The sequence below is a fragment of the Variovorax defluvii genome, assembly GCF_039541515.1.
Taxonomy (GTDB): Bacteria; Pseudomonadota; Gammaproteobacteria; order Burkholderiales; family Burkholderiaceae_C; genus Variovorax; species Variovorax defluvii.
The window spans coordinates 576-24,244 of sequence record NZ_BAABGJ010000071.1; the positions used below are offsets into that span (position 1 = coordinate 576).

The following is a 23,669-nucleotide window of genomic DNA, read 5'->3' on the forward strand; positions in this document are numbered from 1 at the left end:
GACCGCCACGTAGACGATCACCGCGATGCGCGCGCCCAGCGCGATGGGCATGCCGGGGGCCGCGGCCGCCTGCTGGCCCTCGATCATGATGGCGAAGCGGCACTCCATGGGCGGTGTCTCGGGCGGCGGCGTGACCTCCAATCGGTAGCGGTAAGGGCGCCCGGCCGAGATGCTCAGCTCGTGCCGCTCGATCGCCACCCAGGGGCGGCAGCTGCCCGGCAGCAGCTCGTCGCTGAAGTCCACCGCGCCGTCGGGGCGCAGGGTCCAGTCGGCGGTCTTGATCTTGTAGGCGCCGGCACGCGCGTCGCGGTGCGTGAGCTCGATCACTTCGTGCACGCGCTCGCCGGGCGTGGCGGACAGCTCCAGGCGCGGCGGCGAGACCGCCAGTGCGAATTGCGCCTGGGCCGGCAGAAAGGCGCACGCACACAGGGCGAAGGCGGCGGGGCGAAGAAGCGCGGCGGCAGGACGCATCAAGGAGTGACCTCGATCTCGAAGAAGAACTGGAGGGCCTGCGGACCTTCGATCGTCCGGCCATCGGCCGTCAGATCGAGAACGATGGTTTCCTCGAGCAAGGCGTCGCGCACCACGCCCTCGAACACCAGCGTGCGCCCGCCACCGCGCAGCGTGCCGGGCAGCAGGCGGCCCTGGGTGCGCCAGGTGGCGACCATCTGCGCGCCCTCGGTCGGCGCCAGGCCCATGTAGAGCCGGGCCGGCCGGTTCAGCCAGGGCGAGAGCCTGAGTCGCAGCGCGACGGCGAGGCGGCCTTCCACCGTATGGTCACCGGCGCGGCCCGGCGCCAGCTGGCGCCAGCGCATCGGTGTGACGGGTTGGCTCAGGTGGGTGCCCGTGTCGTCCACGCGGTAGGTGGCCGCGCCGGCAGCTGCGGCAGTCACCAGCACCAGCAGGGCGGCAAGCGGCCGCAGAAGGCGGCAGACCGTCATGGCGCCATCAGCGTGAATTTCGCCTGCCCCATGTAGACGTCCGCCGGGACCAGGTTGGTGTTGCTGTAGCGGAAGGTCAGGCAGTTCTCGAACCAGAAGTTGCTGGCGATCGTCAGCAACTGGATCGACGTGCTGGTGAAGCTCCCACTCGGGATGGTCGTCGGCGATTCGCTGCCGCCCGTCGCGGTGACGCCCGACGAGATCCACTCGATGGTGCTGAAGGGGAGCGTGGCGCCGAACGCGCCGATCAGGTTCAGCGGCGTTTCCACGGTCAGGGTGGCAGTCTGGGCGCCTGAGCCACCGCGGCGGTAGAACCCACCCACGTACACGCGGCCGGTGTACTTGGGCGCACTGAACGGGCCCGTACCCGCGCCCGTCCCCGAGCCGCAGACGACCGAACCGTCGAAGGAACTGGTTGTGACCTCGCTGTCGAGGGCGAGCAAGGTCTGCCTGACGCCGGTGCCGACTTCGGCACTCTGCACAGTGACCTCGGTGTTGTTGATGGTGGGGTTGTTGCGTGGCCTGCCGCTTTGCCGGAGCGTGCCGCCTTCGTTGCCGTGGGTGTCGAGCATCGTGCCGGTGCCGACTTGCAGAAACAGGTCTCGCTGGGCGCCCAGGATGCTGACCTTGTAGGCCTGTGCCGCCGGCAGGCCGGCGGCACACAGAATCAGCGCAAGGCAGGACGGAGCTTTCGAGCGGCTCCATTCGGAGCCCGCAGAAGCCTGGCTTGGCGTGCCGCGCCGCATGGTCGGGAAGGAGGGGCTTCGTCCGGCTGGGCGGGCGGAAGCTCAGGGCGTGAGGAGGGTATAGGTCACGGTGCCGTTGTTGGCCGCCGCGGCGCTCGCGTAGCCGTAGGTGCCGGGCGGCAGCGCGGTGGTGTTGGCATAGGCGAAGGTCCACTTGCCTTCCTGGCGCACGATGCCGGTGGTCGAGGTCAGCGTCGTGGGCGTTGCAGAGACGCCGCCACCGGGCTGGGTGTTGAAGGGCGGGTGGCTGATGGCGGTGTTGGTATAGCCGGTGGTGGTGCCGCTCGTGAGAGGCTCGGCCGTCACCCGGATGTCGTTCCACGACACGGTGGGCGCTCCGGCGGTGCCGTTGCTCAATGCGCCGCTGACGGAACTGCTCAGCCTGATCTCGCCGGCGTTGCCGAGCGCACGGACCGTGACGGAGCCGTTGGACAGGTCGCCGCCTGTGCCTGCCACCGCGGTGCCGGAGCCGATGCTTCCGGATGGAACGTCGAAGCTCAGCGTATCGACCGTGGTGTTGTTCTGGGTGGTGCTGAAGGCGCCCGTTCCGACTTGCAGAAACAGCACTTTGGGAACGATGACCTTGAAGTTCAGCCGGGCGCTGACGGTGCTGACGCCGGTACCGGCGATGTAGTTCGATTCCGCCTGCGCAGCCAAGGGTGCGATGGCGGCGATGGCCCCAAGAATAAGAAGTCGCTTCATACGTTCTCTCCGGTTGGTTTATGGCGAGGCCACTTTAGGTGGGGGCATGGGCCTTGACACTTGGCAAGGCCCGGCGCTAACTCCTTCGTAAAAGGCGCGCGATCAAAAATTTTTCTTTGCGTCGCGTCCTTGCAACAAGCGCTGCGGGGTACCGCGATTTTTCTGTGCTTTTCTTCCTTGGCGCCCCTTGTAAAGTCGCATTTCTCCCCTATTGAGATCTTTTTCCTTCCCTGTTCGCTAACACGAGCCATGACGATCACCAAGACCAAGCTCCCCTTCCAGGCCGAAGTCGCGCAACTGCTTCACCTGGTCACGCACTCGCTCTACTCCAACAAGGAAATCTTCCTGCGCGAGCTGATCTCGAACGCCTCCGATGCCTGCGACAAGCTGCGCTTCGAGGCCATCGACCAGCCTGCGCTCTACGAGGACCAGCCCACGCTCGAGGTGCGTGTGTCCTTCGACAAGGCCGCGAAGACCATCACGATCACCGACAACGGCATCGGCCTGTCGCAGCAGGAAGCCATCGACAACCTCGGCACCATCGCCAAGAGCGGCACCAAGGAATTCATGAGCCGGCTGTCGGGCGACCAGAAGGCCGACGCGCAGCTGATCGGCCAGTTCGGCGTGGGCTTCTACTCGGGCTTCATCGTGGCCGATCGCATCACCGTCGAATCGCGCCGCGCCGGCCTGCCGGCGGAAGAGGGCGTGCGCTGGGTGAGTGCCGGCGCCGGCGATTTCGAGGTCGACAGCATCAGCCGCCCGCAGCGCGGCACCAGCGTCACGCTGCACCTGCGCGACGATGCCGAGGAGTACCTCAACCTCTGGAAGCTGAAGTCCATCATTGCCAAGTACTCCGACCACATCTCCCTGCCGATCCTGATGGAGAAGGAGGAGTGGAAGGAGGGCGAGGACCACAAGGGCGGCGAGATGGTCAAGACCGGCGAGTGGGAGCCGGTGAACAAGGCCAGCGCCCTGTGGACCCGCCCCAAGAAGGACATCAGCGACGAGCAATACATCGAGTTCTACAAGAACGTCAGCCACGACTTCGAGGCGCCGCTGGCCTGGAGCCACAACCGGGTGGAGGGCAGCACCGAGTACACCCAGCTGCTCTACATCCCCGCCAAGGCGCCGATGGACCTGTGGAACCGCGACAAGGGCGCGGGCGTCAAGCTCTACGTCAAGCGCGTCTTCATCATGGACGATGCCGAGTCGCTGATGCCCAGCTACCTGCGCTTCGTCAAGGGCGTGATCGATTCGGCCGACCTGCCCCTGAACGTGAGCCGCGAGCTGCTCCAGGAAAGCCGCGACGTGAAGGCCATCCGCGAGGGCAGCACCAAGCGCGTGCTGTCCATGCTGGAGGACCTGGCGAAGAAGCAGAAGACCACCACCAGCGCCGCCGACGGCCAGGTGGATGCGGGCTCCGGGGAGTCGGTGCCTGCGCCCGATCCGACCGACGGCGTGACCGACGTGGTCGACAAGAACGCCGACAGCACCCTGGCCGCCGAGGCCACGGCCGGGGCCAGCGACGAATCGGGCAAGTATGCGAAGTTCTACGCCGAGTTCGGTGCGGTGCTGAAGGAAGGCCTGGGCGAGGACTTCGCCAACCGCGAGCGCATCGCCAGGCTGCTGCGCTTCGCCTCGAGCACCACCGACACGGTCAGCGTGGGCTTCGCCGACTACAAGGCGCGCATGAAGGAAGGCCAGGAGGCGATCTACTACATCACCGCCGACACCTTGGCCGCCGCGAAGAACAGCCCGCAGCTCGAGATCTTCCGCAAGAAAGGCATCGAGGTGCTGCTGATGACCGACCGCGTCGACGAGTGGGCGCTCAACTACCTCACCGAGTTCGACGGCACGCCGCTGCAGAGCGTGGCCAAAGGCGCGGTGGACCTGGGCAAGCTGCAGGACGAGGCCGAGAAGAAGGCGGCCGAGGAAGCGGCCGAGTCCTTCAAGCCGTTGCTGGAGCGGCTCAAGGAAGCGCTCAAGGACAAGGCCGAGGACGTGCGCGTCACCACCCGCCTGGTCGACTCGCCGGCCTGCCTGGTGGTGCAGGACGGCGGCATGAGCACGCAGCTCGCGCGCATGCTCAAGCAGGCCGGGCAGCCGGTGCCGGAACTCAAGCCGGTGCTGGAGGTGAACGCGGAGCATCCGCTGGTCAGGAAGCTGGAAGGCTCGGCGCATTTCGAGGACCTGGCGAACATCCTGTTCGACCAGGCGCTGCTGGCCGAGGGCGGCCTGCCGGCCGACCCGGCCGCCTACGTGCGGCGCGTGAACGCGCTGCTGGCCTAGCCAGCACCCCGGGCCGCGCCGATCGCGCGCTTCCGCGGCGACCTGAGCGTCCCGCTGAGCCTGGGCTTGACGATCGAGTCCTGAAGCCTTTCAGCCTTCGAGAAAGCGCTCGCCCGGCGTCAGCGGCGCATGCCGGTAGCTGGCCGGCGTGCGCGACAGCTTGATCGGCGAGGCGATGCCCCGGTAACCGCCTTCGAGCTCGACCACCATGCCGCGGTGCGCGGTGTGCGGGTGCTGCAGGGCGGCGTCCACCGGGAGCACAGGCGCCGCGGGCACGCCGGCGGCCATCAGCGTGTCGACCAGGGCACGGCCATCGAAAGCGGCCAGCGCGGCTTCTAGCTGCCGCTTGAGCGGCTCGCGATTCACCGAGCGCGAGCGGGCGTCGCGGTACTGCGGATCGTCGGCCAGGCCCGGCAGGCCGATGCACTGGCAGAAGCTCGCGAACTGGCGGTCGTTGCCCACGGCCACGAAGATCGGATCGGTGCCCGTCGCCAGTGCGTCGTAGGGGTAGATGTTGGGATGCGCATTGCCCGTGCGCCGAGGCGTCGCGCCGTCGAGGAACCAGTTGGCCGCATGCGGATGCAGCAGCGCCAGGCCGCTGTCGTAGAGCGCGGCCTCGATGAACTGGCCGCGTCCGCTCCTCGCGCGCTCCTGAAGCGCCAGCAGCACGCCGATGGTGGCGTTCAGTCCGGTCACCATGTCCACCACCGGCAGCCCCACGCGCAGCGGCCCGCCCTCGGCCTCGCCGTTGATGCTCATGATCCCCGTCATCGCCTGCACCGCGGCGTCGTAGCCCGGCAGCGCACCCAGCGGGCCGTCGGCGCCGAAGCCCGAGACGCGGCACCACACCAGCCGCGGAAAGCGCTGCGACAGCGTCTCGTAGCCGATGCCCCAGCGCTCCATGGTGCCGGTCTTGAAGTTCTCGATCAGCACGTCGGCCTCGGGCAGCAGCGCCAACAGGGCGGCACGTCCGTCGTCGGAACCCAGGTCGAGGTGCTGCACGCGCTTGTTGCGATTGAGGCCCCGATAGTAGGAGGACACGCCATCCCGGAAGGGCGGGCCCCAGCCGCGCGTGTCGTCGCCCTGCGGCGGCTCGATCTTCAGCACGTCGGCGCCGTGGTCGCCCAGCACCTGCCCGCAGTAGGGGCCGCCGAGCACGCGGGAAAGATCGAGGACGCGGATGCCGGCGAGCGCGCCTCGGGGGATGGTGGTGGTCATGTCGGTGCTCCCCGGGTCAGTCCAGTTGCGCGCCCGATTGGCGCACGACCGCGGCCCACGTCTGCATCTGCGCCTGGATGAATTTCGCCAGCTGCTCAGGCGCGGTGGACGGCGCCGGCTCCAGGCCCTGCGCCGCGAACTGCTGCTTCACCTTGGGCGAGGCCAGTACCTCGGCGAAGGCCTGGTTGAGCTTCTTCACCCGGTCCGCCGGCGTGCCGGCCGGCGCCACGATGCCGAAGAACACGCTGACGTCGTAGCCTTTCAGTCCCTGCTCGGCGATGGTCGGCACATCCGGCAGCGCCTGGGAGCGCGTGCCGCTGGCCATGCCCAGCGCGCGCAGCTTGCCGGCCTTGACGTAGGGCAAAGCGGTGAGCACGTCGGTGAAGCTCATGCTGACCTGGCCGCCCAGCAGGTCGTTCAGCGCCGGGCCGGTGCCCTTGTAGGGGACGTGCTGCAGGTCCACCCCCGCGGTCGAGTTGAAGAGCACGCCCGCCAGGTGCGAGGAGGCGCCGTTGCCGGAGGAGGCGTAGCTCAGCTTGCCCGGGTGGGCCTTGGCGTAGGCGACCAGTTCTTTCACGTCCTTGGCAGGCACCGAAGGATGCACCACCAGGATGTTGGGCAGGTGCCCCACCTGGATCACCGGCGCGAAGCTCTTGACCGGGTCGTAGCCGATCTTGCGGTAGAGGCTCGCGTTGATCGCCAGCGGCCCCGAGGTGCCGAAGAGCAGCGTTTGCCCGTCGGCCGGCGCGCGCGCCACGAACTCGGCGCCGATGTTGCCGCCGGCGCCGGCGCGGTTCTCCACGATCATGGGCTGGCCCAGGCGCTCCTTCATCTCGGCCGCGAGCGTGCGTGCCATCGCGTCGGTGGGGCCGCCGGGCGGGAAGGGCACCACCAGGGCGATGGGCTTGTCGGGGAAGCTGTCGGCATGGGCCAGCGGCGCGAGGGCCGCGGCGCAGGCAATGGCAAAAGTGGTGAGCAGTCGCATGGGGTGTCTCCGTCGTTCGTGATCAGGATGCGTGGTGCCAGTCGGCGGGGACGGCACCGGCGGAAAGCGGGTCGCGCGGCAGCACGCGGTGCAACAGCACGCCTTGCGCCCATTGCACGCGCTGCGCCGAGCCGGCGCGGGCGCCTTCCCAGGCCATCGCGATCGCGCTGCAGCAGTGGTAGAGCGCGGAGGCGGCCTGGCGGGCCAGCACGTCGCCGCCTTCCTGCGCCGCCTGCAGTGCCAGGGCCGAGGCGCGTGCCAGCGCATCGCGCAGCGCGGCGGCGAAGGCGGGGGCGATCTCGGCCTCGGCCAGCAGCGCGCCGAAATGCGCCTGCAGCGCGGGCAGCGAGTTCTCGCGCGTCACGGCGCGGATCACGTCCAGCGCGACGATGTTGCTGGTGCCTTCCCAGATCGAGCCCAGGTGCGCATCGCGCACCAGCCGCGGATCGGTCCATTCCTCGATGTAGCCGCAGCCGCCGCGCACCTCCATCGCGTCGCCCGTGACCTTGCGCGCGTCGCGGCAGGCGCGGAACTTGATGAGCGGCGTGAGAATGCGCAGCAGCGGGTAGGCGCCCGTGTCGCCGCCGTCCGAGCGTGCCAGCGCCAGCGCGGTCTGGAACACCATGCTGCGGGCCTGCTCGGCCGGCAGGCGCAGCTTCTGCAACTGGCGCTGCATCAGCGGCATCTGGTCCAGCCGCTTGCCGAAGGCGCGGCGCTGGCCGGCGATGTACTCCGCCTCGGCCACTGCGCGTCGCATCAGGCCGGCCGCGCGCACGCCGTTCGACAGGCGCGAGTTGTTCACCATGTCGGCCATCTGCTGGAAGCCGCGGCCGGGCTCGCCGACCAGGTAGGCGAGGGCGCCTTCGAGGCGGATCTCGCCGCTGGCCATCGAGCGCGTGCCCAGCTTGTCCTTGAGCCGGATGATGCGGTAGTGGTTGAGGCTGCCGTCGTCCAGCCGTCGCGGCAGCAGGAACAGCGACACGCCCTTCATGCCGGCCGGCGCGCCCTCGGGCCGCGCCAGCACCATCGCGAGATCGGCATCGGGGTTGGAGCAGAACCACTTGTCGCCGGTCAGGCGCCACTGGCCCGCTTCGTCCCGCGCGGCGCAGGTCGCGGTGGCGGCAATGTCGGAGCCGGCCGCCTGCTCGGTCATGAACATCGCGCCCTGGGCCAGGGTGTCGAAGTCCAGCGACTGCAAGCGCGGCAGGAAGCGCGCCACCAGCTCCGGGCTGCCGAACTTGCGCAGCGTGCGCGCCAGCGAATCGGTCATCGAGACCGGGCAGCACAGGCCGAACTCGGCCTGCACGAAGAGATAGGTCAGCACGTACTTGACCACCGGCGGCATCTTGCCCTTCCAGCCCAGCGTTTCCTCGCGGTGCGACATCGCAGCGAGGCCGAATTCGCTCAGGGCGAGGCGTTCCATCTCCACGAAGGCCGGGTGCTTGATCACCTTCTGCTCGTCCAGCCCAGTCCGGGTGCGCACGGACAGCGTCGGCGGGTGGCGGTCGGCCAGATGCGCCAGCTCGTCCAGCGGGCCGCCGGCCAGTGCCCCGAGGCGCTCGAAGTGCGGCTGCATGTGGGCGAGCAGCCTCGCGTCCAGGTACAGCGGCAGCAGGCGCAGCAGCTCGGTGTCGGTCGTGTAGAGGTTCTGCCCGTGGCGGTCGGGCACCGGATGGTCGGCGGTCTGGGTCATGGCCTTCGTGTCTCCTTGGGAGTGCATTCTTCGGGCCGCGACGATTCCTGTCTAATATCGATTAGGTCTTCTTCGATCCGATCTGACTATCGTTGAAAGGCGGGGCATGGAGCTGCGTCACCTTCGCTATTTCCTGGTACTGGCCGAGGAACTGCATTTCGGCCGCGCCGCGCGGCGCCTGGCCATCTCGCAGCCGCCGTTGAGCGTGGCGATCCGGCAGCTGGAAGATGCCGTGGGCGCGCGCCTGTTCGAGCGAAACAGCAAGGAGGTGCGACTCACGCCGGCCGGCGAGGCGCTGCGCGCCTCCGCGCGCCGCCTGCTGCGGCAGGCCGAGGAGGCGGCGCTGGAGGCACGCGACGTGGCGCGCGGCGCGGCCGGGCGGCTGCGCATCGGCTTCGTCGGCGCCATGCTCTACCGCGGCCTGCCGCAGGCGCTGGCCCGATTCCAGGCCGCCCACCCGGCGGTGCGCGTCACGCTGGCGGAGCTCAACTCGGGCGAGCAGATCGCCGAACTTCTGCACGACCGGCTGGACCTGGGATTCGTCCACACCAGCCGCATGCCGGCCGAGCTGCGCCACGTGCTGCTGCTGTCCGAGCCTTTCGTCGCCTGCCTGCCGGCCACGCACCGGCTGGCGCGCCGGCGCACGATCGGCCTCGCGCGCCTGCACGACCAGCCCTTCGTGCTGTTTTCGCGCAGCGCCTCGCCCGACTACCACGAGCGCATCCTCGCCATCTGCGCCGCGGCCGGCTTCCATCCGGAGGTGCGGCACGAGGTCCGCCACTGGCTCTCGGTGGTGTCGCTGGTGTCGCAGGGCATGGGCGTGGCGCTGGTGCCCAGCGCCTTGCAGCATGCCGCGCTGCGCGGCGCGGTGTTCCGCCCCCTGGAGGAGGCGGTGGCGGGCTCCGACGCCTACGCGGTGTGGCCCGAAGGCGCGGCCAACATGCTGGTCCAGCGCCTTCTGGACTCCTTCACGCGTACAGGGGCTCTTCCGCCATTGCCTCGCACTGGTCCTGCAGCATCTGGATCTGCCCCTTCCAGTAGTCGCTCGAGCCGAACCAGGGAAAGTTGATCGGGAAGATCGGGTCGCGCCAGCGCCGCGCCAGCCAGGCGCTGTAGTGGATCTGGCGCAGGGTGCGCAGCGCTTCGATCAGCGCGAGTTCGCGCCGGTCGAACTCGCGGAACTGCTCGTAGCCCTCCAGCAGGCCGCTCAGCTGCGCGGTGCGCTCGGCGCGGTCACCGGAGAGCAGCATCCACAGGTCCTGCACGGCGAAGCCGGTGCGCGCGTCGTCCAGGTCCACGAAGTGCGGGCCGCCGTCGGGGCGGTCGGTGGGCGTCCACAGGATGTTGCCGGGGTGCACGTCGCCGTGCAGGCGCAGCGTCTTCATCTCGGTGTAGGTGTCGGCGCCGAGCGCGGTGGCGGCGATCATCTCGAAGGCCTCGCTGCAGGCCTTTTCCCAGTCGCGCTGCACGTCCAGGGGGATCATCTCGTGCGTCAGAAGCCAGTCGCGCGAGGCCAGGCCGAAGCTCGCCAGGTCCAACGTCGGCCGCTCGACGAAGGACCGCGCCGCACCCACCGTGTGAATGCGCGCGAGGAAGCGGCCCACCCATTCGAGCACCTCGAAATCGTCCAGCTCCGGCCGGCGCCCGCCGCGGTAGGGGCTCACGCTGAAGGCAAAGCCGGCGTGGTGGTGCAGCGTCGCGCCCGCCAGCGCGAACGGCGCGACCACCGGCACCTCGGCCGCGGCCAGCTCGCTGGAGAAACCGTGCTCCTCGACGATCTGCGCGTCACTCCAGCGGCCCGGGCGGTAGAACTTGAGCACCACCGTGCGCTCGTCCTCCAGGTGGGCCTGGTAGACCCGGTTCTCGAAGGAATTGAGCGCCATCAGGCGGCCATCGCCGTACAGGCCGAGGCCGGCAAGCGCATCGAGCACCACGTCGGGCGTGAGCGATTCGTAGGGGTGCGCGGACGAGGAGGAAGAGGATGCGAGGGTCACCGCGACATTGTGGGGCCTTCGCACGGCCCGCGGTCGGCGTCGGGCGAACGGCGATCGGCCATCAGCCGCGCGACAGCGACAGGATGTGCCCGATGCGCGGGTCGCCGTGCCCGCCCAGCACCTGCGCATAAGCCGCCTGCACCGCCGCCGCGCCATCGTGGTGCTGCGCCACCAGCCAGGGCGCCCCGGGCTGCGCCACCTTCTCGATGAAGCCTTGCCAGGCCTGCACCATGCGCTGGCCGAAGACGTCGGGGCCCCATTCCTCGGTGCGCTTCTTGATCTGCGCCGGCGCGAAGAAGAAGGTGGCGCGCGGCCCCGGGAGCTCCTTCGCGGTGCCCGGCGGGGCCAGTTGCTCGACATGCGTGCCGCCGATCACGCAGTCATGGCGCAGCTGCGAGAAGCGCGTGTGGATCGCGCGCCGCAGTTTGCCGTTGCCGGCGAAATCGATGTACACGCAGGGCGTGTCGGCCGCCAGTTGGTCGAGTTCGTCGTAGCCGAGCACGCGGTGGTAGCAGCCCAGGCTCTCGCAGAAGCTCCTGTTCCCGGCCGAGGTCAAACCCACCACCTCGATGCCCTCGCGCCGCTGCATCCGGAAGGCGGTGCCGTAGGCCGTCTTGCTCGACGCGCTGGAGAGCAGGGCGACGCCCGGGCGTGCGCCGAAGAAGCCGTTGTCGTCGAAGAAATCGTCGATCAGCCAGGAGGTGATGAAGAGCGGGCGCAGCAGGGCCTGCAGGTCCTCGGTGCCGGCGGTGTAGAGCGGGTCGCTCGCGCAGCGGAAGTACTGGTTGTAAACGGCTGGCAGCGGCGCCCGGTGCGGCGTGCCGTCGGTGAAGCGGGCGGGCGACAGCCGCTCGGGCGAGAGCACCACGCTCGAGGCCATCGGCACATAGCCGTACAGCCGCTCGCCCACCGCCACGCCGGGATGCAGCGACTGCACCACCGAGCCGAAACCCCACACCGGGATCGCGCCCCATCCCTCCTCGCCGGTCGGGAAGAACTGCCAGTAGCTCATCGACTCGCCAAAGGCGGCGTAAGTGATGTTGTTGGAGGTGAGCGCGAAACTGTCGATACGCAGCCGGACCTGGCCGTCGGCCAGCGGCGTGTCGTCGGCCGTGCGCACTTTCGAGGAAGCAAGATCGTCCTTGCGGACCAGCAACTGCGTGGTGGTGCTCATTCGATGCCCTCCGCGCGCCGTGGGAACGTCCCGGTGGCGCAGGCCGGCACCTTAACGCGAAGCCGTCTCTGCTGCATCAAAAAAAGCCCGGCATCGCATCGAGCCGGAACACGCCGGCCGCGCAGCCGGCCCGTTCGGGAGCACCCGCGGAACCGGCTTTGCCGGGCCGCTGGGTGCGCCCCCGGTGAGGGGGTTGGCGGACCACACGAAGTGGGGGAGCCTGGGGGAGAGCTTATTGAATCGCCAGCTCGACCTCGATGTTGCCGCGGGTGGCGTTGGAGTAGGGGCAGACCTGGTGCGCGGTGTTGACCAGCAGTTCCTTCTGAGCCGCATCCAGGCCCGGCAGCGTGATCGCCAGCTTGACCGCGATGCCGTAGGCCTTGCCTTCGTCCGTCGGGCCGAGGGAGACGCTGGCATCCACCGCCACGTCTTCCGGCACCTTGACGTTGATCTTGGGCGCCACGGCCTTCATCGCGCCGATGAAGCAGGCCGAATAGCCGATCGCGAACAGCTGTTCGGGGTTGGTGCCGGCCTTGCCGGAGCCGGGCGGGTTGAGCTTGACCTCGAGCGCGCCGTCGCTGGACTTGCCGGCACCGCCGTCGCGGCCGCCGGTGGTGTGGGATTGGGCGGTGTACAGGACCTTGTCGAGCTTCTTGACCATGATGATTCCTTCTGGTTGGTGGGTTGGAAAGGGATGCTTCGCTGCCGAAGCGGACGGGGAAACGCTTGGTGAACCTAGGCGGCCGCCTTCACGCGATCGCGCAATTGCTGGACCTGCTGCGTGAGCGCCACCAGCTCTTCGACCGAGCACTGGCTGGCGGCCATCAGGCAGGCCGGAACGGAAGCCGCGCGCGCCTTGAGGCGGCGACCGGCGGTGGTGAGATTGATGTGCACGCGGCGCTCGTCGGCCGCGTCGCGGATGCGCGCCACCAGACCGTTCGTCTCGAGGCGCTTGAGCAGGGGCGTCAGGGTGCCCGAGTCGAGCGAGAGGCGCTCGCCGAGTTCGGAGACCATCAGGCCGTCACGCTCCCACAGCGCCAGCATCACGAGGTACTGGGGGTAGGTGAGGTGCAGCTTCTCGAGCAGCGGCTTGTACAGCTTGGTCATGGCCAGGGAGGCCGAGTAGACCGCGAAGCACAACTGGTTGTCGAGCCGGAGCATCTCGTCCTGGGTGATGGCGGTTCGGGGCATGGGTTGAATTGTAGAGCGCAATTAAGTTGTGTGCAAGTTAATTGTCGGGAACAGTATTCCGGCGTCGATCCCTCTCCCCTGGGAGAGGGGAACGGGTCATCGGCCGCTGAAGCGTGCGGGCCGCCTCTCGACGAAGGCGCGCACGCCTTCCGCCGCATCCTCGCTGTTCGCCAGCCGCTGCTGCACCGGGATGAAGTCCTCCACCGCCGCCGCCGGCCCCTGCTCGATCGCCTTGAGCACATTGAGTCGTGTCGCCACCACCGCCAGCGGCGCCTGCGCCGCGATGCGCTGCGCGATCGCCAGGGCCTCGTCCAGCTCCTGTCCGGCCGGCACCACCTTCTGCACGAAGTGGAGCCGGTAAGCTTCGGCGCTGCCGAATTCGTCGGCCGTGAGCAGGTGCAGCATCGCGTTGCCCAGGCCCGCCCGCTCCGCCATGCGCAGCGTTGCGCCGCCCGTGGCCATGATGCCGCGCTGCACCTCCATCTGCGAGAAGCGGCAATTGTCGGCGGCCACCACGATGTCGGCGCCCAGCATGAGCTCGATGCCGACCGTGAAGCAGATGCCCTTGACGGCCACCACCATCGGCTTGGTGCGCCGGCGGTAGCCGGGCAGGCCGAAGTCGTGCGGCTCGACCAGGCCCTCGGGAACCGCCTTCTCGCCCCGCTTCATGTACTCGGCGACCGCCGGCAGGTCCAGGCCCGCCGTGAAGTGGTCGCCGAAGGCATGCAGCACACCGACGCGCAGCGCGGGCTCGTCGTCCAGCCGCGTGTAGGCCTCGGCCAGCTCGCGGAACATCTTCGGCGTCCAGCCGTTGCGCTTGGCGGGGCGGTTGATGCCGATCAGCAGAACGTGGCCCAGCACCTGGGTGTCGATGCAGCCTTCCGGCGGCGCAACGGTGGGGATGGCGGTCATGTGGGCCCTCCGGTTCAGTAGGTGTAGACCCCGCGCCCGGTCTTGCGGCCCAGCTGCCCGGCCGCCACCATCTCCTTGAGCAGCGGGCAGGGGCGGTACTTGGAGTCGCCGAATTCCTTCAGGTACACCTCCATCACGGCCAGGCACACGTCCAGCCCGATCATGTCCGCCAGGGCCAGCGGGCCGATGGGCTGGTTGCAGCCCAGCTTCATGCCGGCGTCGATGTCCTCGGCCGTCGCCAGGCCCTCCGCCAGCACGAAGAATGCCTCGTTGATCATCGGCACCAGGATGCGGTTGACCACGAAGCCCGGCGCGTTCTTCACCGTGATGGGCGACTTGCCCAGCCGCTCGGCCAGGGCCTTGACCGCGTCGTGCGTGGCATCGCTGGTGAGGTAGCCTCGGATGATCTCCACCAGCGCCATCATCGGCACCGGGTTGAAGAAGTGCATGCCGATGAAGCGGTCCGGCCGCGAGGTGGCGGCAGCCAGCTGGGTGATGGAGATCGAGGAGGTGTTGGAGGCGATGATCACCTCCGGCGCCAGCAGGGCCTCGGCCTGCTTGAGGATCTTGAGCTTGAGCTCGTGATTCTCGGTGGCGGCCTCGATCACCAGCTGCGCGCTCCGGAGGTCCTCGTAGTTCGTCGAACCCTTGATCAGTGCCAACGCGGCGTCCTTCTGCTGGGCCGTGAGCTTGTCCTTCTTGATCAGCCGGTCGAGGCTGCCGGCCACGGTGGCCAGGCCCTTGTCGACCGCGGCCTGCGCGATGTCGACCATGACGACGTTGACGCCTGCCACTGCGCAAGCCTGGGCGATGCCGTTGCCCATGGTGCCGGCGCCGATGATGCCGACGGTCTGGATTGCCATTTCGAGTGCTCCTTCAACTGAAACCCGCGATTGTGGAACAGCGGCGGCCGGCCAGTTGTTGCCGCCGGTGACAGGCGGCCTGATCCACAATGCCGCGTTTCCCCTCTCATTCATCGCGAATCCCCATGACCACCCTCGGCACCCCCCTGTCTCCCACCGCCACCCGCGTGATGCTGCTCGGCTCCGGCGAGCTCGGCAAGGAGGTGCTGATCGCGCTGCAGCGCCTGGGCGTGGAGACCATCGCGGTGGACCGCTACGAGAACGCCCCTGGCCAGCAGGTGGCACACCATGCCCGCACCATCACCATGAGCGACCCGGACCAGCTCCAGGCGCTGATCGAGGCCGAGAAGCCGCAACTGGTGGTGCCCGAGATCGAGGCCATCGCCACATCCATGCTGCAGCAGCTGGAAGAGGCCGGCACCGTGCGCGTGATCCCGACCGCGCGCGCCGCGCGCCTGACCATGGACCGCGAAGGCATCCGCCGCCTGGCTGCCGAAACGCTGGGACTGCCGACCAGCCCCTACAGGTTCTGCGATTCGCTGGCCGAGCTGCAGGCAGCCATCGACGAGGGCATCGGCTACCCATGCATCGTCAAGCCCGTGATGAGCAGTTCCGGCAAGGGCCAGAGCAAGATCGACGGACCGGCCGATGTGCAGAAGGCCTGGGACTACGCCATGGCCGGCGGCCGCGTGAGCCATGGCCGGGTGATCGTCGAAGGCTTCATCGACTTCGACTACGAGATCACGCTCCTGACCGTGCGCGCGCTCGGCGCCGATGGCCAGGTGCAGACGCAGTTTTGCGCGCCCATCGGTCACGTGCAGGTCAGCGGCGACTATGTCGAGAGCTGGCAGCCGCACCCGATGTCGCCCGCGGCGCTGGAGAAGGCGCAGCGCATCGCGCAGGCGGTGACGGCCGATCTCGGCGGCCAGGGTCTGTTCGGGGTGGAGCTGTTCGTCAAGGGCGAGGAGGTCTGGTTCAGCGAAGTCAGCCCGCGTCCGCACGACACCGGCATGGTGACCATGGCCACCCAGTGGCAGAACGAATTCGAGCTGCATGCCCGCGCCATCCTCGGTCTGCCGGTGGACACCGCGCTCAAGAGCCCGGGCGCCAGCGCCGTGATCTACGGCGGCGCGGATGCGCAGGGCATCGTCTTCGACGGAGTCGACCATGCGCTGCAGGTGCCCGGCACCGAACTGCGCCTGTTCGGCAAGCCCGAGAGCTTCGTCAAGCGCCGCATGGGCGTGGCGCTGGCGCATGCCGACGACGTGCAGGCCGCGCGCCGGAATGCCAAGGAGGCTGCCTCGCGTGTCAAGCCGCGCGCCGCCTGAAACCTCTTCGTTCCAAGGAGACCCCGATGCTGCATCCCCAGGCCCAGGCCTTCATCGACCTGTTGATCGAGCGCAAGGTGCCGCCCACCCACACGCTCCCAGTGGCCGACGCGCGCAGCTTCTACCGGGACCGGCGGGCCTTCGCACAGCCTGCACCGGGCGAGGTGGCAGCGGTGCGTGACCTGAGCGCGCCGGGGCCGCTCGGGCCGGTCCCGCTGCGCCTCTACCGCCCGTTGGGGAGCGCCGCGGGCGCGGTGCTGCCGGTGCTTATCTACTACCACGGCGGCGGCTGGACCATCGGCGACCTCGACACCCACGACACGCTGTGCCGCGAGCTGTGCAATCAATCGGGTTGCGCCGTGGTCGCGGTCGACTATCGCATGGGACCGGAGCATCGCTTCCCCGCGGCCGTGAACGACGCCGTGGCGGCCACGCGCTGGGTGCGCGAGCAGGCGCAGGTGCTCGGCGTGGACGCGGCCCGCCTGGCGGTCGGCGGCGACAGCGCGGGCGGCAACCTCGCAGCGGTGGTGGCCATTGCCGCGCGCGATGCCGGCGACCTGCCCATCGCTTTCCAGCTGTTGATCTACCCGGCCACGGACATGCGTCGCCTGCACCCTTCGCACACCAGCAACGGCCAGGGCTATGTGCTGACCCGCGACACCATCGCCTACTTCCACGACCACTACATCGCCGATCCGGCGCATGACCTGGACTGGCGTGCCTCGCCGCTGCTGCACCCGGACCTGTCGCACCTGCCGCCGGCCCTGGTGCTGACAGCCGGCTACGACCCGCTGCGCGACGAGGGGCTGGACTATGCGCGCGCGCTCACCGCGGCCGGCAACCGCGCCGCCTACGTGTGTTTCGAGCGCCAGATCCACGGCTTCATCACCATGGGCCGGTTGCTGGACGAGGCGAATACGGCGGTGTCGATGTGCGCGGCGGAACTGCAGCGGGTGCTCGGAGGCAAGGCCGCGCGTTGAGTGGGCAGGGTGGTGCGTGGAACCATCCACGCATCAGGTGTTACCCACCGGAGCTCTCGTGCTACGCGCGAAAGCTCTCTTGTCGACACCCCCCTGGAGATACGCAGCATGGACTTTGTCAGCTCTTTGCTGAAAGGCGCACCCGCGGCCACGCAACACACGATCGTCGCCCGCCCTCTGCCACCGGGATCCGGCGGAAGCAAGCTTGATATCCTGACCCGGTTCAAGACCAGTCATCACGGCCGGTCGGAGAAGTTCAACAAGCTGATCCAGGCATACGTATGGGAGGACGGTGTATCGGACCTGAACGCGCTGGTGCACGAGTGCATGAATCACGGGCAGGATGACGCGCTGCGCTTCATCCTCGAGCGGGAGACAATAAAAGGTCTTTGCATACAAGGGCGCGCTGGGCAAGAGTGGAAGAGTGAGTGGCAGACCTTGTGCAACGCCATCCCGGACAACTTCTCCCTCGAGTCGCTGACACTCGAAGAGGTGCGGGGCCTCGATTCCGACTCGGGCGCATTGCTGTTCAACATGCTGCTCAAGATGCCGGCTCTGGTCGAGCTGACTTTGCGAGGCGTCGAGGTGAAGGGCTTCTTCGACCTGTTCACGCTCAATCCCCGATTGCCGGCCCTCAAGTCTCTGAACGTCCACGTCAAAGCAAATGAGCGCCTCTGGCCGTTGCTGTTCGAAATTCTGCAGGCCAGCAGAATCGAGTGTTTGAGCATCAAGGGCGAGTTGGACTGGAGCAGCGCCCACGGGCTCGACAATCTCTGGGATGCACTCGGCCAGCAAGAAAAGCTGCATTCGCTGCGGTTCCAGGTCACCAGTTATGAAGCCGTGTCGCAGCCTCATGATGTGAGCCCGTGGGTGGCCGGCTGTGCGCAGTTTTTGTGCGGCAGACAGTCGCTGGTCGAGTTGGACATGAGCCACTGCATTCTGGGAATCACCAATGGCAACGTGCTCTTGAAGGCGATGTCGAACCAGCCCCTGCGACGCCTTCGCTTGAACAACTGTCACCTCTTCTGTACCGAGTTCAATACGGTGCAGCTCCAGATTTCGCCGTTATGGAGCATGCGCCTCGAGGAGCTGGATATGGGGAAAAACCTCTTGAAGGACGCAACGATGACGCCGCTGCTGATGGGGTTCAAGGGTCATCAGCACTTGAGGCGGTTGAACCTGAACGGCAACATCATCGGGTCGTCAACCGTGAAGGCGCTGGCGGACCTGTTCGCGGCGAACAAAGAACTTGTGTCGGTCTTGTTCCAGACCCATAGCCACTATGGCTATGAGGACAGCGACTTGGAGCCGCTTGCTCACGTATTGGAAGCGGAGAACACATCGTTGCTGTTCCTCGATGTCATGCCGAGCGGCTATCCCGCCTCCGCCCCCTGGAGCCTTGCGCTGGAGCTTCTCGTCAAGCGCAATCGGGATGCTTTCGCGAGAGACCGCGCGCTGCAAGGTCTTCACTGGCTGGTGAAGAATTCGAGTCCGCCCCTTCCGGATGATGTTGTTCGGTTGATCGGAAGCCACTATGTGGAGGACTTGGCCGTGAAAGATGCCCAAGCCCTTTTCTTGGTCCACCCGGACACATCGGCATTAAGTATCCCTGACAGTTATCTGCGCGAGGGGTGGCAAGGGTGATGAATAGCGTCATTGCGCCGCCACCTCCTGCGTCTGCAAAGCCACACAAGCGCGGTTGCGCAAGCCGGTGCCACCACCGCGCCAGTGCATACGGGTGCCCTCAGGTGGACGCTCGCGTCCTGAGCCTTCAACGCGGCGGCAACTGAATGACATTGCAACTGCTGCCGCCGCTGCCCGCGCCGTAATCGGCGCGGCAGACCAGGATGCGGTTCTTCACAGGATCGAGCATCCAGGCGACCGAGGACTCGCCGGTGCCCGAAACGCCCAGCGGCACCAACGTGGTCGGCGCCGGTGCCGTCGTCGGCGCGGCGTGCAGGGGCATCGCGAACGCAATGGCGGCGAGGGCCGGGAATCTTAGCGGCATGGGACTCTCCTTGCGGTGAACTGGAACGGGCACTATCGTCCGCCCTCTTACCGCGTGCAAGCGCGTGCCGCCAGATCGGCGGGTCAGTCGGTCTTCGTCGGTGCCGGATCGCTCCACAGTCGGCCGCCCGTGGCCCAGTCCTGCTTCTGGATGTCGAAGAACAGGATGTCGACCGACTCCGGCGACGCGCCGATGGTGCGCACGGCGGCTTCTGTCAGGGCTTGCGCGAAGGCTCTCTTTTGCTCGACGGTGCGGCCTTCGAACATTTCGACGCGGATGGTGGGCATGGTGTCTCCAGGGTAGGGAAGGGGTCGTGAATCGGTTCGGTTCAGGTCAGTCGCGGTAGCCTGGCGAGCTGCGGTCCAGGCGGCGCAGGAGGGCGGGCCATTCGAGGTCGCCATCCCATTCGCTGCCGTCGCCGACCCACTCGCGGTAGGTGCGCGCAGCCAGATCTTCGCCGACGGCGGGCACGGCGCCGCCGTGGGCGGCCATGGCGCGCATCTGGGCCTGCGCGGCGCGCTCCAGCAGGTGCATCAGCATCCAGGCCTCGGCCACCGTGCGCCCCACCACGAGCGGGCCATGGTTCTCCAGGATCAGCCCATCGAGCGTCCCGAGGTTCGCCACCAGCCGTTGCTGCTCGTCGGCACCCAGCGCGAGGCCTTCGTAGGCATGGCGGCCGAGGCGTCGATGCAGCCGCATCGCGTACTGCGAGGTCGGCTGCAATCCGCCGGGCAGCATCGACAGCGCCACGCCCCACGGCGTGTGCAGGTGGATCACGCACTCGACCTCCGGCCGCGCCGCGTGCACGGCGCCATGGATGGCGAAGCCGCTCGGGTTGATTCGCGCGCCCGAGCCATCGACCACCTCGCCGCGCACGTTGACCTTGACCAGGCTGGACGCGGTGATCTCCTCGAAGGTGGTGCCGAAGCGATTCAGCAGGTAGTGGCCCGGCTCGCCCGGCACGCTGGCCGAGAGGTGCGTGTAGATCGTGTCATCCCAGCCGTTCTGCCAGGCCATGCGGTAGGCGGCGGCGAGGTCGATACGGACCTCGCGCTCGGTGCGTGCGGGGCGGGAAAGGGGTGACACGGGCGCGGCCATGGGGTTGCGAAGCGAGCTGTCGATTGTGGCGTCGCCGTGCGTGATTCGCGAGCGCCAAAGAAAAAACCCGCCGTAGCGGGTCAAGGACAGCCCTGGATGAAGAGAGGAGGAGGTGCCAAATCGGGCTGCCGGGGTTGAGTGTGTTGGCGCAGTCTTAAGTGAAGCTTAAAAAGGTCCCTGGTGGCGCAGTTGCCGGCGGCGAGGCGGCGCTTGACTTCCCCGCGCGGCCGAGGGTCACACCGTGCGGGTGTGCAAGGAAGGCGTGTGGCGTTCAAGCTTGCCAGACTGACTTCATTTTTTCGTTCTGGACACCAACGCTGTTTCCGAGGCCAGTGGCCGTCCATCAGTAGCCGCGCTTGGGCGGCATGAGGGACAACCCTCGGCACGGCAGGCGCGGGCCACCGATATAAACCGCCAACCACCGAGGCGCCGTTGCTTCAGATCACCCAACTCCTGCTTTCGGGCATTGCCCAAGGCTGCATCTACGGCCTGATCGCGCTGGGGTTCGTGCTGATCTACAAGGCCACCGAGACGGTCAGCTTCGCCCAGGGCGAGCTGATGATGCTGGGTGCCTTCTGCGCCTTCGCCGGCATGGCCCTGTTCGGCCTGCCCTTCTGGCTGGCCGCGCTCCTGGCCCTGGCCGCGATGGCCGCCTTCGGCGTGCTGCTCGAACTGGTGGTGATCCGGCCCATCCTCGGCCAGCCGCAGTTCTCGATCGTGATGCTGACCATCGGCATCGGCTACGTGGCGCGCGGGCTCATCACCATGATCCCCGGCATCGGCACGGACACCCACACGCTCGCCGTGCCCTACAAGGACCAGACCTGGAAGCTGGGCGCGCTGGTGATCAACGTGGAGCAGGTCGCCATCATTGCCGCCACCGCCATCCTGTGCGGCCTGCTCTACGCGATGTTCCGCTACAGCAAGCTCGGCATCGCCATGCAGGCCTGCTCGCAGAACCAGCTGGCGGCCTACTACATGGGCATCCCGGTCAAGCGGCTCAACGGGCTGGTGTGGGGGCTGGCCGCGGCGGTGGCGGCCATTGCCGGCATGCTGCTTGCGCCCATCACCTTCGTACACGCCAACATGGGCTTCATCGGACTCAAGGCCTTTCCGGCGGCGGTGGTGGGCGGCTTCGGCAGCCTGCCGGGTGCGATCGTCGGGGGGCTGGTGATCGGCATCGTCGAGTCCCTGGCCGGCTTCTACCTGCCGGATGGCTTCAAGGACACGGCGCCGTACATCGTGGTCCTGATCATGCTGATGGTGAGGCCCAACGGCCTCTTTGGCGAGAAGCTCAGGAAGAAGGTATGACCACCCTCGTTTCTTGCTCACGTCGTGCAGCCGAATCCCCCCTCAAGGGGGCGGGCTTCGCTGCGCTCGCCGAGCAGCGAAGAGGCTGAGGAAGGCCTGCCCGCGATGCGTTTCATATTCAAAACCAGCTACGCGCAGGACATCGCCCTCGCCAGGCACGGCGGCCATGTGTTCTGGTACAGCCTGCTGGGCGCCGGGCTGATCGCCGCGCCCTGGCTGCTGCCCGAGTACTGGCTGGCGCAGCTGACCTTCGTGCTCATCTACGGCATCGTGGGCCTGGGCCTGATGCTGCTGGCCGGCTTCACCGGCCAGTTCTCGATCGGGCATGCAGCCTTCCTGGGCACCGGCGCCTATACGCAGGCGGTGCTGGCCAACGCGGGCGTGCCGTTCCCGCTGGCGTTGGCTGCGGCGGCGGCGCTGTCGGCGGCGGTGGGTGTGGTGGTGGGATTGCCGGCACTGCGGGTCAAGGGCATCTACCTCGGCATTGCGACCCTGGCCTTCGGCTTCATCGTGGAGGAGGTGTTCGCGCGCTGGGAGCGCGTGACGGGCGGCAACTCGGGCCTGCACGTGAAGTCGCCCACGCTCTTCGGCCTGGAGATCGGGTCCAGCGAGAACTTCTACATCGTGTGCCTGCTGATCGCGGTGCTGTGCACCTTCGCGATCCTCAACCTGCTGCGCTCGCCCACCGGCCGCGCCTTCGTGGCGATCCGCGACTCGGAGATCTCGGCGCAGAGCATGGGCATCCACCTGGCGCGCTACAAGACCCTGTCCTTCGCCGTCTCGGCCGCGCTGGCAGGGCTGGGTGGGGCGCTGTACGCGCACAAGCTGAGCTTCATCTCGCCGGACCAGTTCAACATCCTGCAGTCGATCGACCTGCTGCTGATGGTCGTCATCGGTGGACTGGGATCGGTGCACGGCGCTTTTCTCGGCGCGATCTTCCTGATCGCGATGCCGCAGCTGATCGCGCTGGGCAAGGACTGGCTGCCGGAGGCGATCGGGCAGGCGCCCGGGCTGCAAGGGCTGGTGTACGGGCTGGTACTGATCGGCTTCGTGCTCTTCGAGCCGCTGGGGCTGTTTGGGCGGTGGCTGAAGATCCGTACCTACCTGCAGCTCTTTCCCTTCTACCGCCGGGGCTTGTTCAAGCGGCAGAAGTCCTTCACCAAGTCGGACCGCTTGAAATGATCGCTTCCGAGGTTCTTCTGTCGGCGAGGGATCTGAGCGTGCGCTTCGGGGGCGTGCTGGCGGTCAACAAGGTCGGCTTCGAGGTGCGGCGCGGAGAGGTGTTCACGCTGATCGGGCCGAACGGGGCGGGCAAGACGACGGTCTTCAATCTGATCAGCCGCATCTACACGCCGACCAGTGGGCAGATCGTCTGGCACGGCGAGGACGCCCGGCCGGTGGTGCTGACCGAGCATGCGCCGCATGAAATCGCGGCCCTGGGGATCGCGCGGACCTTCCAGAACATCGAGCTTTTCGAGCATGCGACGGTGCTGCACAACCTGCTGATCGGGCGGCATAGGCACCGGCGTACGGGGTTCTGGCGCGATGTCTTCTTTACCCCGGGGACGCGGCGGGCGGAGATCGAGTCGCGGGAGAAGGTGGAAAGGGTGATCGACCTGCTCGACCTTCAGCATCACCGGGACTCGACGGTGGCGGGGCTGCCCTACGGGGTGCGCAAGGTGGTGGAGCTGGCGCGGGCGCTTTGCACGGAGCCGAAGCTGCTGCTCCTGGACGAGCCTTCTTCGGGGCTGAACGTCGAAGAGACGGCGGACATGGCTTTCTGGATCCAGGACATCCAGAAGGAGCTGGGGATTTCTGTGCTGATGGTGGAGCACGACATGTCGCTGGTGTCGAAGGTGTCGGATCGGGTGCTGGCGATGAACATGGGGGAGGCGCTGGCGTCGGGGACGCCTTCGGAGGTGCAGTCGGATGGGCGGGTGGTCGAGGCTTATCTGGGGGCGGTCGATGACTTGAGCAGTTTGAGGAGGGGAAGGGTGTGAGGGGCGCTTGGCGTTCTCTGCCTCTCGCTCTCGCTCTCCCTCTCCGTCTGGGTAGGGGTGAGGGGTCTGGGCGGCCTTTGGTTTGGGGTTGTTCTTGGGGTGGCTTGCCACGGGGGGCTTTGTTTTGGCCTTGCTTGTTGTGTGGCGCAGGAGCCGGGAATTCGCTTCTTGGGCCCTTGTTTTGGCCTTGCCTGTTGTTTGGCGCAGGAGCCGGGAATTCGCCCCGGCGGGCGAGT

23 protein-coding genes and 1 pseudogene are annotated in these 23,669 nt (G+C 67.7%); 8 read left to right on the top strand and 16 right to left on the bottom strand.

Features of this window, described 5'->3' with window-relative positions; all coding sequences use genetic code 11:
• From ABEA07_RS19355 to ABEA07_RS19370, 4 genes and pseudogenes are all read right to left on the bottom strand, one after another.
• Positions 1–474: pseudogene (locus ABEA07_RS19355) on the bottom strand (hypothetical protein); the annotation flags it as partial.
• A complete protein-coding gene (locus ABEA07_RS19360) occupies positions 471–941 on the bottom strand; it encodes a hypothetical protein (RefSeq protein ID WP_345539860.1) in 471 nt (156 codons plus the stop codon). The gene ABEA07_RS19360 and the pseudogene ABEA07_RS19355, both read right to left, overlap by 4 nt.
• A complete protein-coding gene (locus ABEA07_RS19365) occupies positions 938–1,687 on the bottom strand; it encodes a hypothetical protein (RefSeq protein WP_345539862.1) in 750 nt (249 codons plus the stop codon). Before ABEA07_RS19365 ends, ABEA07_RS19360 begins: the two co-directional genes overlap by 4 nt.
• A gap of 42 nt (positions 1,688–1,729) precedes the next feature.
• Positions 1,730–2,389 carry a hypothetical protein gene (locus ABEA07_RS19370; protein ID WP_345539863.1) on the bottom strand — a complete coding sequence of 220 codons (660 nt, stop codon included), beginning with the start codon at positions 2,387–2,389 and terminating at the stop codon, positions 1,730–1,732.
• A gap of 249 nt (positions 2,390–2,638) precedes the next feature.
• On the opposite strand from ABEA07_RS19370, the gene htpG reads away from it, so the two are divergent.
• Positions 2,639–4,678 carry a molecular chaperone HtpG gene (gene htpG / locus ABEA07_RS19375; RefSeq protein WP_345539864.1) on the top strand — a complete coding sequence of 680 codons (2,040 nt, stop codon included), beginning with the start codon at positions 2,639–2,641 and terminating at the stop codon, positions 4,676–4,678.
• 90 nt (positions 4,679–4,768) lie between these two features.
• Here the strand turns inward: htpG and ABEA07_RS19380 are convergent, their stop codons facing one another.
• The 3 genes from ABEA07_RS19380 to ABEA07_RS19390 are packed head-to-tail and all read right to left on the bottom strand — an operon-like array spanning position 4,769 to position 8,574.
• Positions 4,769–5,896, bottom strand: coding sequence for a CaiB/BaiF CoA transferase family protein (locus tag ABEA07_RS19380; RefSeq protein ID WP_345539865.1), 1,128 nt, complete (start codon positions 5,894–5,896; stop codon positions 4,769–4,771).
• A 16-nt stretch (positions 5,897–5,912) separates the two neighbouring features.
• Positions 5,913–6,881 carry a Bug family tripartite tricarboxylate transporter substrate binding protein gene (locus ABEA07_RS19385; RefSeq protein WP_345539866.1) on the bottom strand — a complete coding sequence of 323 codons (969 nt, stop codon included), beginning with the start codon at positions 6,879–6,881 and terminating at the stop codon, positions 5,913–5,915.
• Between the two features lie 22 nt (positions 6,882–6,903).
• Positions 6,904–8,574, bottom strand: a complete 1,671-nt coding sequence (locus tag ABEA07_RS19390) for an acyl-CoA dehydrogenase family protein (RefSeq protein ID WP_345539867.1) — start codon at positions 8,572–8,574, stop codon at positions 6,904–6,906.
• Between the two features lie 106 nt (positions 8,575–8,680).
• Between ABEA07_RS19390 and ABEA07_RS19395 the strand changes: the two genes are divergently transcribed.
• Complete coding sequence (locus ABEA07_RS19395; protein ID WP_345539868.1) at positions 8,681–9,643, top strand: LysR family transcriptional regulator; 963 nt, start codon at positions 8,681–8,683, stop codon at positions 9,641–9,643.
• Here ABEA07_RS19395 and ABEA07_RS19400 read toward each other — a convergent pair.
• The 6 genes from ABEA07_RS19400 to ABEA07_RS19425 all read right to left on the bottom strand — a co-directional run bounded on the left by ABEA07_RS19400 (position 9,543) and on the right by ABEA07_RS19425 (position 14,708).
• The gene (locus ABEA07_RS19400) at positions 9,543–10,568 is read right to left on the bottom strand and encodes a serine/threonine protein kinase (RefSeq protein WP_345539869.1); all 1,026 of its coding nucleotides are present in this window, start codon (positions 10,566–10,568) and stop codon (positions 9,543–9,545) included. The two genes, ABEA07_RS19395 and ABEA07_RS19400, sit on opposite strands and share 101 nt — an antisense overlap.
• A gap of 61 nt (positions 10,569–10,629) precedes the next feature.
• Positions 10,630–11,742 carry a DUF2855 family protein gene (locus tag ABEA07_RS19405; RefSeq protein ID WP_345539870.1) on the bottom strand — a complete coding sequence of 371 codons (1,113 nt, stop codon included), beginning with the start codon at positions 11,740–11,742 and terminating at the stop codon, positions 10,630–10,632.
• A gap of 232 nt (positions 11,743–11,974) precedes the next feature.
• Positions 11,975–12,403 (bottom strand): organic hydroperoxide resistance protein, encoded by a 429-nt coding sequence (locus ABEA07_RS19410; protein WP_345539871.1) that lies wholly within the window; start codon positions 12,401–12,403, stop codon positions 11,975–11,977.
• A gap of 74 nt (positions 12,404–12,477) precedes the next feature.
• A complete protein-coding gene (locus ABEA07_RS19415) occupies positions 12,478–12,933 on the bottom strand; it encodes a MarR family winged helix-turn-helix transcriptional regulator (protein WP_345539872.1) in 456 nt (151 codons plus the stop codon).
• Positions 12,934–13,029: 96 nt separating this feature from the next.
• Positions 13,030–13,845 carry a crotonase/enoyl-CoA hydratase family protein gene (locus tag ABEA07_RS19420; protein WP_345539873.1) on the bottom strand — a complete coding sequence of 272 codons (816 nt, stop codon included), beginning with the start codon at positions 13,843–13,845 and terminating at the stop codon, positions 13,030–13,032.
• A gap of 14 nt (positions 13,846–13,859) precedes the next feature.
• Positions 13,860–14,708, bottom strand: coding sequence for a 3-hydroxybutyryl-CoA dehydrogenase (locus ABEA07_RS19425; RefSeq protein ID WP_345539875.1), 849 nt, complete (start codon positions 14,706–14,708; stop codon positions 13,860–13,862).
• A gap of 125 nt (positions 14,709–14,833) precedes the next feature.
• Between ABEA07_RS19425 and purT the strand changes: the two genes are divergently transcribed.
• The 3 genes from purT to ABEA07_RS19440 all read left to right on the top strand — a co-directional run bounded on the left by purT (position 14,834) and on the right by ABEA07_RS19440 (position 18,660).
• Positions 14,834–16,036, top strand: coding sequence for a formate-dependent phosphoribosylglycinamide formyltransferase (gene purT, locus ABEA07_RS19430; RefSeq protein WP_345539876.1), 1,203 nt, complete (start codon positions 14,834–14,836; stop codon positions 16,034–16,036).
• A 26-nt stretch (positions 16,037–16,062) separates the two neighbouring features.
• Entirely contained in the window at positions 16,063–17,016 is a 954-nt protein-coding gene (locus tag ABEA07_RS19435) for an alpha/beta hydrolase (RefSeq protein ID WP_345539878.1), read from the top strand.
• Between the two features lie 108 nt (positions 17,017–17,124).
• Positions 17,125–18,660, top strand: a complete 1,536-nt coding sequence (locus tag ABEA07_RS19440; protein WP_345539879.1) for a leucine-rich repeat domain-containing protein — start codon at positions 17,125–17,127, stop codon at positions 18,658–18,660.
• Between the two features lie 127 nt (positions 18,661–18,787).
• On the opposite strand, the gene ABEA07_RS19445 is transcribed toward ABEA07_RS19440, so the two are convergent.
• From ABEA07_RS19445 to ABEA07_RS19455, 3 genes are all read right to left on the bottom strand, one after another.
• A complete protein-coding gene (locus ABEA07_RS19445) occupies positions 18,788–19,024 on the bottom strand; it encodes a hypothetical protein (RefSeq protein ID WP_345539880.1) in 237 nt (78 codons plus the stop codon).
• Positions 19,025–19,107: 83 nt separating this feature from the next.
• Positions 19,108–19,311, bottom strand: coding sequence for a 4-oxalocrotonate tautomerase (locus tag ABEA07_RS19450; protein WP_345539881.1), 204 nt, complete (start codon positions 19,309–19,311; stop codon positions 19,108–19,110).
• Positions 19,312–19,357: 46 nt separating this feature from the next.
• A complete protein-coding gene (locus ABEA07_RS19455) occupies positions 19,358–20,122 on the bottom strand; it encodes a class II aldolase/adducin family protein (protein WP_345539882.1) in 765 nt (254 codons plus the stop codon).
• A gap of 432 nt (positions 20,123–20,554) precedes the next feature.
• Between ABEA07_RS19455 and ABEA07_RS19460 the strand changes: the two genes are divergently transcribed.
• The 3 genes from ABEA07_RS19460 to ABEA07_RS19470 all read left to right on the top strand — a co-directional run bounded on the left by ABEA07_RS19460 (position 20,555) and on the right by ABEA07_RS19470 (position 23,433).
• Positions 20,555–21,433 (top strand): branched-chain amino acid ABC transporter permease, encoded by an 879-nt coding sequence (locus ABEA07_RS19460; RefSeq protein WP_345539884.1) that lies wholly within the window; start codon positions 20,555–20,557, stop codon positions 21,431–21,433.
• A gap of 105 nt (positions 21,434–21,538) precedes the next feature.
• Entirely contained in the window at positions 21,539–22,615 is a 1,077-nt protein-coding gene (locus ABEA07_RS19465) for a branched-chain amino acid ABC transporter permease (RefSeq protein WP_345539885.1), read from the top strand.
• Positions 22,612–23,433 carry an ABC transporter ATP-binding protein gene (locus ABEA07_RS19470; protein WP_345539887.1) on the top strand — a complete coding sequence of 274 codons (822 nt, stop codon included), beginning with the start codon at positions 22,612–22,614 and terminating at the stop codon, positions 23,431–23,433. The genes ABEA07_RS19465 and ABEA07_RS19470 overlap by 4 nt, the downstream gene beginning before the upstream one ends.
• Positions 23,434–23,669 lie beyond the last annotated feature (236 nt).

What these genes read in the sequence shown, in the direction of transcription:
- ABEA07_RS19360 (WP_345539860.1), bottom strand. Translation starts at nt 941, where the DNA reads ATGACGGTCTGCCGCCTTCTGCGGCCGCTTGCCGCCCTGCTGGTGCTG.
- ABEA07_RS19365 (WP_345539862.1), bottom strand. Translation starts at nt 1,687, where the DNA reads ATGCGGCGCGGCACGCCAAGCCAGGCTTCTGCGGGCTCCGAATGGAGC.
- ABEA07_RS19370 (WP_345539863.1), bottom strand. Translation starts at nt 2,389, where the DNA reads ATGAAGCGACTTCTTATTCTTGGGGCCATCGCCGCCATCGCACCCTTG.
- htpG (WP_345539864.1), top strand. Translation starts at nt 2,639, where the DNA reads ATGACGATCACCAAGACCAAGCTCCCCTTCCAGGCCGAAGTCGCGCAA.
- ABEA07_RS19380 (WP_345539865.1), bottom strand. Translation starts at nt 5,896, where the DNA reads ATGACCACCACCATCCCCCGAGGCGCGCTCGCCGGCATCCGCGTCCTC.
- ABEA07_RS19385 (WP_345539866.1), bottom strand. Translation starts at nt 6,881, where the DNA reads ATGCGACTGCTCACCACTTTTGCCATTGCCTGCGCCGCGGCCCTCGCG.
- ABEA07_RS19390 (WP_345539867.1), bottom strand. Translation starts at nt 8,574, where the DNA reads ATGACCCAGACCGCCGACCATCCGGTGCCCGACCGCCACGGGCAGAAC.
- ABEA07_RS19395 (WP_345539868.1), top strand. Translation starts at nt 8,681, where the DNA reads ATGGAGCTGCGTCACCTTCGCTATTTCCTGGTACTGGCCGAGGAACTG.
- ABEA07_RS19405 (WP_345539870.1), bottom strand. Translation starts at nt 11,742, where the DNA reads ATGAGCACCACCACGCAGTTGCTGGTCCGCAAGGACGATCTTGCTTCC.
- ABEA07_RS19410 (WP_345539871.1), bottom strand. Translation starts at nt 12,403, where the DNA reads ATGGTCAAGAAGCTCGACAAGGTCCTGTACACCGCCCAATCCCACACC.
- ABEA07_RS19415 (WP_345539872.1), bottom strand. Translation starts at nt 12,933, where the DNA reads ATGCCCCGAACCGCCATCACCCAGGACGAGATGCTCCGGCTCGACAAC.
- ABEA07_RS19420 (WP_345539873.1), bottom strand. Translation starts at nt 13,845, where the DNA reads ATGACCGCCATCCCCACCGTTGCGCCGCCGGAAGGCTGCATCGACACC.
- ABEA07_RS19425 (WP_345539875.1), bottom strand. Translation starts at nt 14,708, where the DNA reads ATGGCAATCCAGACCGTCGGCATCATCGGCGCCGGCACCATGGGCAAC.
- purT (WP_345539876.1), top strand. Translation starts at nt 14,834, where the DNA reads ATGACCACCCTCGGCACCCCCCTGTCTCCCACCGCCACCCGCGTGATG.
- ABEA07_RS19435 (WP_345539878.1), top strand. Translation starts at nt 16,063, where the DNA reads ATGCTGCATCCCCAGGCCCAGGCCTTCATCGACCTGTTGATCGAGCGC.
- ABEA07_RS19440 (WP_345539879.1), top strand. Translation starts at nt 17,125, where the DNA reads ATGGACTTTGTCAGCTCTTTGCTGAAAGGCGCACCCGCGGCCACGCAA.
- ABEA07_RS19445 (WP_345539880.1), bottom strand. Translation starts at nt 19,024, where the DNA reads ATGCCGCTAAGATTCCCGGCCCTCGCCGCCATTGCGTTCGCGATGCCC.
- ABEA07_RS19450 (WP_345539881.1), bottom strand. Translation starts at nt 19,311, where the DNA reads ATGCCCACCATCCGCGTCGAAATGTTCGAAGGCCGCACCGTCGAGCAA.
- ABEA07_RS19455 (WP_345539882.1), bottom strand. Translation starts at nt 20,122, where the DNA reads ATGGCCGCGCCCGTGTCACCCCTTTCCCGCCCCGCACGCACCGAGCGC.
- ABEA07_RS19465 (WP_345539885.1), top strand. Translation starts at nt 21,539, where the DNA reads ATGCGTTTCATATTCAAAACCAGCTACGCGCAGGACATCGCCCTCGCC.
- ABEA07_RS19470 (WP_345539887.1), top strand. Translation starts at nt 22,612, where the DNA reads ATGATCGCTTCCGAGGTTCTTCTGTCGGCGAGGGATCTGAGCGTGCGC.